The sequence below is a fragment of the Leptolyngbya sp. FACHB-671 genome (assembly GCF_014695745.1).
GTDB lineage: Bacteria > Cyanobacteriota > Cyanobacteriia > Elainellales > Elainellaceae > JAAUTN01.
On the sequence record NZ_JACJOV010000103.1, the window covers coordinates 1 to 8,711 of the forward strand.

The 8,711-nt window shown below is 49.0% G+C and carries 13 protein-coding genes; all 13 read left to right on the forward strand.

All coding sequences use genetic code 11. The features are described 5' to 3' along the window. Nucleotides 1–299 precede the first annotated feature (299 nt). The 13 genes from H6F93_RS14245 to H6F93_RS14305 all read left to right on the forward strand — a co-directional run bounded on the left by H6F93_RS14245 (nucleotide 300) and on the right by H6F93_RS14305 (nucleotide 8,625). Nucleotides 300–482, forward strand: coding sequence for a hypothetical protein (locus H6F93_RS14245; protein ID WP_190681764.1), 183 nt, complete (start codon nucleotides 300–302; stop codon nucleotides 480–482). Beyond that, the gene (locus tag H6F93_RS14250; protein ID WP_190681768.1) at nucleotides 479–1,234 is read left to right on the forward strand and encodes an SDR family oxidoreductase; all 756 of its coding nucleotides are present in this window, start codon (nucleotides 479–481) and stop codon (nucleotides 1,232–1,234) included. The genes H6F93_RS14245 and H6F93_RS14250 overlap by 4 nt, the downstream gene beginning before the upstream one ends. Before the next feature lie 229 nt (nucleotides 1,235–1,463). Next, entirely contained in the window at nucleotides 1,464–1,934 is a 471-nt protein-coding gene (locus H6F93_RS14255; protein ID WP_190645946.1) for a nuclear transport factor 2 family protein, read from the forward strand. 115 nt (nucleotides 1,935–2,049) lie between these two features. Continuing rightward, nucleotides 2,050–2,406: a hypothetical protein gene (locus H6F93_RS14260; RefSeq protein WP_190645945.1), complete on the forward strand. Its 357-nt coding sequence runs from the start codon at nucleotides 2,050–2,052 to the stop codon at nucleotides 2,404–2,406. A 364-nt stretch (nucleotides 2,407–2,770) separates the two neighbouring features. Then, on the forward strand, nucleotides 2,771–2,962 hold the full coding sequence (locus H6F93_RS14265) for an alpha/beta fold hydrolase (protein ID WP_524537949.1): 192 nt from the start codon (nucleotides 2,771–2,773) through the stop codon (nucleotides 2,960–2,962). A 126-nt stretch (nucleotides 2,963–3,088) separates the two neighbouring features. After that, on the forward strand, nucleotides 3,089–3,988 hold the full coding sequence (locus H6F93_RS14270) for a pirin family protein (protein WP_190681772.1): 900 nt from the start codon (nucleotides 3,089–3,091) through the stop codon (nucleotides 3,986–3,988). Nucleotides 3,989–4,100: 112 nt separating this feature from the next. Then, entirely contained in the window at nucleotides 4,101–5,123 is a 1,023-nt protein-coding gene (locus tag H6F93_RS14275) for an LLM class flavin-dependent oxidoreductase (RefSeq protein WP_190681775.1), read from the forward strand. Nucleotides 5,124–5,200: 77 nt separating this feature from the next. After that, nucleotides 5,201–5,371 (forward strand): hypothetical protein, encoded by a 171-nt coding sequence (locus tag H6F93_RS14280; protein WP_199313718.1) that lies wholly within the window; start codon nucleotides 5,201–5,203, stop codon nucleotides 5,369–5,371. A 244-nt stretch (nucleotides 5,372–5,615) separates the two neighbouring features. Beyond that, a complete protein-coding gene (locus H6F93_RS14285) occupies nucleotides 5,616–6,191 on the forward strand; it encodes a TMEM175 family protein (protein ID WP_190681778.1) in 576 nt (191 codons plus the stop codon). 32 nt (nucleotides 6,192–6,223) lie between these two features. Beyond that, nucleotides 6,224–7,168, forward strand: coding sequence for a zinc-binding dehydrogenase (locus tag H6F93_RS14290; protein ID WP_199313719.1), 945 nt, complete (start codon nucleotides 6,224–6,226; stop codon nucleotides 7,166–7,168). A gap of 69 nt (nucleotides 7,169–7,237) precedes the next feature. Further along, nucleotides 7,238–7,615, forward strand: a complete 378-nt coding sequence (locus H6F93_RS14295) for a hypothetical protein (RefSeq protein ID WP_190681786.1) — start codon at nucleotides 7,238–7,240, stop codon at nucleotides 7,613–7,615. A gap of 78 nt (nucleotides 7,616–7,693) precedes the next feature. Continuing rightward, nucleotides 7,694–8,095: a RidA family protein gene (locus H6F93_RS14300; RefSeq protein ID WP_190681789.1), complete on the forward strand. Its 402-nt coding sequence runs from the start codon at nucleotides 7,694–7,696 to the stop codon at nucleotides 8,093–8,095. A 110-nt stretch (nucleotides 8,096–8,205) separates the two neighbouring features. After that, on the forward strand, nucleotides 8,206–8,625 hold the full coding sequence (locus H6F93_RS14305) for a peptidoglycan-binding domain-containing protein (RefSeq protein WP_190681792.1): 420 nt from the start codon (nucleotides 8,206–8,208) through the stop codon (nucleotides 8,623–8,625). Nucleotides 8,626–8,711 lie beyond the last annotated feature (86 nt).

Here is an 8,711-nt window from a genome sequence, read left to right on the forward strand (position 1 = left end):
AATAGAGAGTGGAGTAACGACTGCTCCAGCCCTATTTATCAATAACATTCAATATACCGGACGCTGGAAAATAACAGAGTTGATGGCTGCCATTGTCGCTGCAAGTCACTAAGTTCCCCGAGCTTTGCTCTCAATTCATATTTGACTTGCCTGTAAGTGCTGTAAGCCATCTAATTTTGATGGCTAGACTTTGCCTATTCTGCTGAACAAAATTACCGCTTTTTGAACCATGCCAACACCTGAATTCCTGCATATTGATTTAGTCAATTACAAATCGGTATTTCATTGAGGATAATTCCATGACACGTTCATTAGTACAAGGCAAGAATAATTCTAGGCATGAAAGTACACCTCAGACTGATTCTCTTCAGGGCTTCTCTGTTAATCATGCCCTGATTGCGATCGCACAACAAGTCACTGAGTTGCTGAGACAAACTTATCCGATACAAACTGATGAAATTGAAATAGGAGAAACAGAATGATACTGCAAGATAAAGTGGCGTTAGTCACCGGAGGCACATCGGGAATTGGCAGAGCAACGGCGATCGCTTATGCCCAGCAACAAGCAAAGGTGGTGGTGGTGGGTCGTCGAATGGATGAAGGTGAAGAAACGGTTCGATTGATTCAGGAGGCTGACGGAGAGGCGATTTTTGTGCAAGCAGATGTCACGAAAGAAGCCGATGTTCAAGCAATGGTTGATAAAGCGGTTGACGTTTTTGGTCGGTTAGATATTGCTTCTAACAATGCAGGAACGATCGGCGAAAATCCTTCACTGATTGAGCAAACAGAAGCTGAATACGATCGCACGATGAACATCAATGTCAAAGGCATTTGGTTGTCGATGAAACATGAAATCGCTCAGATGTTGAAACAGGGAAGTGGTTCAATCGTCAATACGGCATCTGCGAATGGAGTCGTTGCATTTCCTACCTTCCCCCTCTACACCGCGAGTAAAAGTGCAGTAATAGGCTTGACAAAAGCGGCTGCGCTCCAATATGCCAAAGCGGGGATTCGCATCAATGTCGTTGCACCAGCGGTAATCGAAACAGATATGTTTGAAGCAGCGACAGGTGGACAGGATGAAGTTAAAGCTCACATGGCAGGACTTCACCCGATCGGACGAATTGGAACACCGCTTGAAGTTGCAAATGCAGTCCTGTTTTTATCATCTGACCTGGCATCGTTCACAACAGGTGAAACGTTGATGGTAGACGGCGGGTATGTAGCGCAGTAGTCGAAAGGCAGTGCAAAATGTTTGATACAGCACTTCAAGCGACTCACTAAAGCAACACTGAAATTGGTTCGCTAACTCCATCAGAAACTCCATAGGAATCTGCAAGAAGTTGAGTGTTGGAACTGACTACACTCAAGTGAACTAAGACAAAGAGAACTTAGGAGTTGATGATAATGTCCCAAGTGTCTTTTGCCTCACCACCACAAAACTAAAGAAAGGAATTGTTAACATGAGTACCCAACCGACCGAAGTGATCAAAGAGTTTCTGGCAAATACGGCAATCGAAAAGGTCGAGGCGGCGGCCCGACGGCTCGTCGCGGAGGACGCAACATACATTTCCCTGAATTTCGACAACCCTGAACTGAAGCAAATCTTGCCTTGGACGGGAACCTCTAAAGGTCCCCAAGCGTTCATCGATACGTTCTCCCGGGTTGAGAAATGGTGGGCAATCGAGGACTTCGCCGTTACCGCCCTCTTCGGTGAAGGCGAGAACGTTGCTGTGTTCGGCAGGTTCACGTACCGCTCGGTCTCGCTGAGCAAAGCGGTGACCTCACCGTTCTCGATCCACGCAAAGGTGCACAACGGGAAGATCGTGTACTTTCAGTTCATGGAGGATACTTTCGCGACCGCTCGCACTTTCAGCCAGAAGGGGACTTGGACCATCAAAATCGCTCCGAACCGGCCGGAGTTCGAGGTGTAATAGCAGCCTATGATGCCTAACCATGCGTTGCACCGGAACGCTACAGTTTGGTCGGTTGAGTTTTCAAGGTTATCTGCGTCCGGTGAGCTTGGTCGTTATGTAGCGAGGGTGAAGAATGAAAAGAGAGTTAGCGATAAATTTTTTGTTCTCGTTTGTGGGCGGCGCAATGGTCTGGGCTTTGTCACCATCCTTATCCGGGCAGGTCGAACCGTGGGATTGGGATGCGACAGGTTTTTATTATTCCGCAGCACTTCTTATTGTTGGCCTTACCGTTGGCTTTGCTCGGCCTAAACATGTTTGGTCGCACTATGCCGGTATTATTCTTGGTCAACTGACGTATATGCTTCTTTTTCTGCCCGGCGGTCCGTTAATCCCTGTTGGAGTCGCTTTTTTAGCGGCTTACTCCACAATCGCTTTAGCAGGAGCAGCAAGTGGAGCCTGGTTTCGTCGCGTCAGCCGGGGTGCGTGGTGATTTTGCTGCCTAACAAGACACTGCAGCGAACCCGGCTGTCGCGCTCCGGCTGTAATCCACGCTGTCATCGCGGACCGGGTCGCTGAGCTTGGGTTGTTATAGACCGTATGAATCTCGATGCTGGTGTGCGTACCGCGCTGGCTACCGAAGCAGAATTAAAGCCATCTTAGAGGCGGCAAACGCGGCGATCGCGCTCAGGCAACAATGAAGGATTCTTGTCGTTCTGAAGTAATGGTAGGCAATGAATGCTTGCCCCATCTTGAAGTCTGCTTCACGCAGCATTGTTAAGACGGTGCTCGATCGCTGCTTAACAATTGTGATGCAACAGACAAAAACACATCATTAATTCAATGATCTGCCTCGCATTGATGTACCAACCCTGATCATTCATGGAGATAGCGATCGCATTCTGCCACTGGAGTCCACCGCAGCAAGACTTCCAAAGCTGATTAAAAACAGTCAACTGGTTGTCATTCCTGGTGGACCACACGCGATCAACTGGACTCACGCCGATCAGGTCAATCCCCTGTTACTGGGCTTTCTTCAGCAGGAATAATTAGTGATCTGCTGCTTTTCTGGCTTGCGAAAAAACTCTGTGATTCACCCCGCTGAAGTAGGTTTACATGCTAGGGCGTGATTGTGTCTTCGTCTACAACGTCAACTAAGAATGGATCGGACAAAAATGAGTATTCAGCAATTAATCACGCCTGAAAAGCACGACTTAGGTGGGTTTAGCGTACATCGCATCTTACCGAGTGAAACCCTAAAAATGGTTGGACCTTTCATCTTTTTTGATCACTTAGGCCCAGCTATTTTCCCGGCTGGAAAAGGCGTCGATGTTAGACCCCATCCACACATCAATTTAGCAACGGTTACCTATTTGTTTGAAGGAAGCCTTCTGCATAGAGACAGTCTAGGTACAGTACAAGAGATTTTTCCGGGCGAGGTGAACTGGATGACAGCGGGCAAAGGTATTGTTCATTCTGAGCGATCGCCCGAGAGCTTTAGAGAGAAAGAATCTACTCTTCACGGCATTCAGACCTGGATTGCCCTCCCCGAAACCGCTGAAGAAGTTGAACCCAGCTTTTCACATTATCCGGCGACTGATTTACCGAGGTGGACTCAAACAGGCACCAGTGCGACCTTGATCGCCGGTAGCTACCAGTCTCACCAATCACCCGTTAAAACCTACTCTGCTACTCTTTACCTAGCGCTCGTTTTCACAGGGGGTAGTCAATTTCAGCTAGCGCCAACAGAAGGTTTAGAAAGGGCCGTTTATAGCGTCACATCTGGACTGTTCATAAATGGAGAGCCTTTAGAGCCATATCGTTTAGCCGTTTTAGCGCCGGATGAATCAGTAGATATCCGGGCGGGGGCTGAGGCAAAAGCAATGATTATCGGCGGGGCACCAGTGGGCGATCGCACAAAGTACTGGAACTTTGTGTCGAGCCGCTCAGCGCGTATCGAGCAGGCAAAACGAGATTGGCAAGACCGCCGCTTCCCGGCGGTTCCCGGTGAAACTGAATTCATTCCGCTCCCTGATGATTCAGATCGCGGTAGTAGCGTGACCCCTCTGAGCTGACGATGGCTAGGCGTTTTTGCTGAGCGAGAGAACAGCCGCTTAACTCGTACAGCAAGGCTTTCTACTATTTCGGATTAAGTCTATTTCATTCACAAAATGCTTGGAAAATGATATGGAAGTTGGAATTGACAGTTTTGCCTCGGTTGGAACGAGTGAAAATGGTGAAACGGCGGATGCCGCGCAGTCTGTCGCCGAACTGCTGGAGAGAATAGAGCAGGCGGATCGTTCCGGCTTGGATATCTTCGGTATCGGCGAGCATCATCGCCATGAATTTTTAGATTCGGCAAACGCGGTTATTCTCGCCGCTGCCGCCGCACGCACCGAGTGCATCCGTCTAACCAGCGCGGTTACGGTGCTAAGCGCGGCTGACCCGGTGCGCGTGTTTCAACAATTCGCCACGCTCGATCTGATCTCAAAAGGTCGCGCCGAAATGGTTGTCGGGCGCGGCTCGTTCACCGAAGCCTTTCCGCTATTTGGATTTAGCCTTGGCGATTACGATGAGATTTTCGCTGAAAAGCTCGAACTCTTGCTCAAAATTCGGGATAATGAAACGGTCAATTGGTCGGGCAAATTTCGCCCCGCGCTGGAAAACCAAGCAATTTATCCGCGTCCGCTGCAAAAGCCGTTTCCCATCTGGATCGGGGTCGGCGGTACGCCGCAATCTTTCCTCCGCGCCGGAATGCTTGGACTGCCGCTCGTGGTCGCCATTATCGGCGGCGAAACGCATCGCTTTCGCTCGCTCGTCGATTTATACCGCGATGCCGGAAAGCGCGCCGGGTACGCGCCCGAAACATTGAAAGTTTCATTGCATTCAATCGGTTATGTCGCCGACACGACCGAGCAAGCCGTTGAAGAGTTCTTTCCAGGCTACGCCGAAACCTTCACTAGAATCGGCAAAGAGAGAGGCTGGCCGCCTGTTACGCGCGCCGCTTTTGACGCCCAGCGCGGTGCGACCGGCGCGTTACTAGTCGGCAGTCCCGAAGAAGTGGCGGAGAAAATCCGCCGTCATAGCGAATCGCTCGGCGGCATTTCGAGAGTAACGTTTCAAATGGACAACGCGCAGATGAACCACGCCCAACTGATGCGCTCCATTGAACTAATTGGCACGCGAATGTCACCACTCTTGAACAATTAAAATATGCTCACGATCGTAGACAACCTAGCCATCGTTCTATATACAGGTCACGAGATTCGATGCAGCTATTCGTCGTGATGAAACGTGATCAAGATTGGCGGATTGAAGGGCTACTCAATGCCCAGAAGTTGACCCTAGAACGGCAATTCTTCTTGGACGAGTTTGACTCGCTGAGTGAAGAGGCTCAACGTCAAGTAACCCATCTCGTTACAGATATCAAGCAGGCTTCGCTTCAATCGCGGGAGTAAGCAAAGAATTCGGCAACAATTGCGAATGAAATAAGAATCTGAAAGCAATCAAGCAGTTTCACTCATTACACTTCGTGGTGAAGCCGATTCAATGTAAGCCGTTTACCAGTTCGCGACCTTGATACAAAGTTTGAGGCGATCTGCTGCCACTTAGAGATACTGAATGGATAGTGGATAACCGGACAACCATTTTTGCAAACGGCAGTTATACAACGCGGTAAGCAGACAAGGAGCATATCCAAAAATGGTTAAAGGTAGGTTGGAAGCATTCAGCGATGGGGTAATCGCTATTATTATCACCATTATGGTACTGGAGTTAAAAATACCTCATGAGTCAGATTTAGCTGCACTACGTCCGTTGATTCCAATCTTTCTAAGTTATGTGTTGAGTTTCGTGCATGTTGGTATCTACTGGAACAATCACCATCACCTGTTTCAGGCAGTCCGACAAGTGAATGGTTCAACTTTGTGGGCAAACCTCCATTTGTTGTTCTGGTTATCATTATTTCCCTTTGTCACCGCATGGATGGGTGAAAATCTCTTTGCTGCGTTGCCTGTGGCGCTTTATGGTGTGGTTCTATTGTTGGCTGCGATCGCCTACTTCACTCTAACCCGCACACTTGTTTTTCACCACGGTCAAGATTCCACACTTGCAAACGCTCTTGGTCGGAATTTTAAAGGCAAGTTATCAGTATTGACTTATGCAGTTTCAATTCCACTTGCTTTTGCAATCTCTTGGCTTGCATGTGCATTATACGTTCTGGTTGCAGTCCTGTGGCTCATTCCCGATCGTCGTATCGAAAAGACGTTGAACTCATAAAACTATAGCCCTCTACACACAAGGATATGACTATGCGTAGACTCGTAAGTTCACCAGATGCCGTTGGCAACCTCACCTTTCAAGACACTGAAGTTCCTACTCCGAAGGCTAACGAGTGCTTGATTCGCGTCAAGGCATTTTCGATGAATCGGGGCGAACTTAAGCGATCGCAAAATGATCTACTGGGCACTCCGATTGGCTGGGATGTCGTTGGCGTTGTTGAACAAACAGCACAGGACGGTAGTGGCCCACCCACAGGGACAAAAATTGTTGCCCTCTCCATCCGCTCGGAGGGCTGGGCAGAATATGTAGCAATTCCGACTCGCTTTCTGGCTGTCATTCCTCAGGGCGTATCAGATACCGATGCCGCCACACTGCCCGTCGCGGGGTTAACGGCACTGTATGCAGTGGAAAAGGGATCTCGTTTACCAGGAAGTCGAGTGTTGATCACGGGGGCAACAGGGGGAGTGGGACTCTTCGCCATGCAGCTTGCTCAGATTATGGGAGCTAGCGTCGTTGCCCAAATTCGTCAGCCAGCGCAAGAAGCATTTGTGCGAGATTACGGCGCAGATGAAGTGGTGCTAACCGAAACCGGACAAGAAGCCAAGCAGTTCGCGCCTTATCGACTGATCGTTGATGGAGTAGGAGGTGAATTGGTCGGGACGCTAACTGCGTTTTTGGCTAAAGGAGGCACCTGCGTTTGTTATGGCAGTAGCAGCGGCAATGAGATGAAGCTGTCCCTATCAGACTTCTATTTCGAGAATGGAGGACAGCGCACGCTTTACGGGTTCACGCTGTACACCGAAGTAGAGATGGAAAGTGCTAGTTCTGGGCTGGCTCGTCTACTGAGGTTAGTTGGGCAGGGGCGGCTCAAAACGCACATCGATCGAGCAGTTTCATGGCGTGAAGCAGGCGTAACAGCGGCTGATTTGATCGGGCGCAGATTTTCAGGCAAGGCTGTGCTGCATGTGGACTAATTGTTGCTCATCGGCTGAGTTATGTCAGCCACACAGGAATAGATTATCGCTGAGCTTTATTTGCAAAGAATGAAACGATTTACCTTGTTTACTTTCCTGTATCTCGCGCTGGGAGTTTGTCTGACAGCGATCGCGCTTGGATACCCAAACCTGCCTTCGGGTCTTCAAACAAGCTTGTTCATTAGTGCAGGAGCGTCCTACATCGCTTGTATTCTCAGTACCTTTCCAGTTTGGCGTGAGACAGCGATTCGCTTCTATCGCAGGCAGAATTCAGTGGTCATTCTACCCTGGTTGGTGATTGGATTCAATATTGTTTGGATGCTCTGGGAAGTTCAGAGTCAGAACTGGGCAATAGAAGCCATTTTACAAGCGTTTTCGCGGCTAATAGTTGCCTTACTGTTTGCAGAAATCATTGTGATTACACAGCAAGTGAATTCTGAACATTAGGGTCTAAATCAGATGATGCCGAAACAAACTCGTTTCAGCAACGCGAGATAGAGTCAAACGTATTACATGAGGAACACCATGAATAAGCCCAAGTTTTTTGTTACCCCCGGTTATGGGGAATACATGCTGAATAACTTGCATTACTCGCAAGCGGTAAAAATTGGCGATCGCGTGGAGATATCAGGTCAAGGCGGCTGGGATGACAATCTGCAAATTCCAGAATCGCTTGCGGATAAGATCGCCCAGGCGTTTCGGAACATAGAGCGAACCCTGGAGACTGCCGGGGCGGGTTGGGAGCATGTTGTCCATGTCAATTCTTACCATGTTGGCGGGTTTCCCCCAGAGGTTAACGATGTGATGGTCAAACTATTTCGTCATTACATGCCCAACCACGCCCCAATCTGGACAGAGCTAGGTGTCGCAGCTCTTGCACTGCCAACGATGCGGATTGAAATCCGCGTTACTGCAATTGTTCCGTGAGTTTTGCATCAGCGACAGCGCTGCTCTACACCGATCGGAGCAAGCAGATGGAGTAATAACTGCGACACGAAATTGATGCTAACTAGAACTGATCCATCAGGAGGACGATCATGAAACTTCAAGCCATTTTCGGATTACTAACGATCGCGACAGGATTGCTCGGAGGTTCATTCACTCATCCAGCGATCGTGCACAGCATTTCTTCACAGCAAACATCACCCGTTCTGATCGCCACTGCCTACACTGATTTAACCTTACCCACTTTGCGCCAGGGAGATCGCGGCAGAGACGTGGAACTGTTGCAGCGTATTCTTCTTGACAATGGCTTTTTAGGAGCTGCAGGCGTGAGGTTAGGCAATCCAAATGGTGCGATCGTCAATGGCATCTTTGGTGAGATTACAGCTTCTGCAATACGAGATTTACAGCAACGGTACGAAATTCCAGTCACAGGGCAAGTCAATCCTACAACTTGGGAAGTCCTGGATATGCACGAAAACCCCTACCGATCGCCGCTTCCCTGGAAACAATAGAACATTACACAACCATAAGCCACAGGAGATTTCTCATGAACCGAAAGATTCTTTCAACCAAAATCACAACTACAATCGCAATCGCA

Coding starts and splice junctions, on each gene's coding strand:
- H6F93_RS14245 (WP_190681764.1), top strand. CDS start 300: ATGACACGTTCATTAGTACAAGGCAAGAATAATTCTAGGCATGAAAGT.
- H6F93_RS14250 (WP_190681768.1), top strand. CDS start 479: ATGATACTGCAAGATAAAGTGGCGTTAGTCACCGGAGGCACATCGGGA.
- H6F93_RS14255 (WP_190645946.1), top strand. CDS start 1,464: ATGAGTACCCAACCGACCGAAGTGATCAAAGAGTTTCTGGCAAATACG.
- H6F93_RS14260 (WP_190645945.1), top strand. CDS start 2,050: ATGAAAAGAGAGTTAGCGATAAATTTTTTGTTCTCGTTTGTGGGCGGC.
- H6F93_RS14270 (WP_190681772.1), top strand. CDS start 3,089: ATGAGTATTCAGCAATTAATCACGCCTGAAAAGCACGACTTAGGTGGG.
- H6F93_RS14275 (WP_190681775.1), top strand. CDS start 4,101: ATGGAAGTTGGAATTGACAGTTTTGCCTCGGTTGGAACGAGTGAAAAT.
- H6F93_RS14280 (WP_199313718.1), top strand. CDS start 5,201: ATGAAACGTGATCAAGATTGGCGGATTGAAGGGCTACTCAATGCCCAG.
- H6F93_RS14285 (WP_190681778.1), top strand. CDS start 5,616: ATGGTTAAAGGTAGGTTGGAAGCATTCAGCGATGGGGTAATCGCTATT.
- H6F93_RS14290 (WP_199313719.1), top strand. CDS start 6,224: ATGCGTAGACTCGTAAGTTCACCAGATGCCGTTGGCAACCTCACCTTT.
- H6F93_RS14295 (WP_190681786.1), top strand. CDS start 7,238: ATGAAACGATTTACCTTGTTTACTTTCCTGTATCTCGCGCTGGGAGTT.
- H6F93_RS14300 (WP_190681789.1), top strand. CDS start 7,694: ATGAATAAGCCCAAGTTTTTTGTTACCCCCGGTTATGGGGAATACATG.
- H6F93_RS14305 (WP_190681792.1), top strand. CDS start 8,206: ATGAAACTTCAAGCCATTTTCGGATTACTAACGATCGCGACAGGATTG.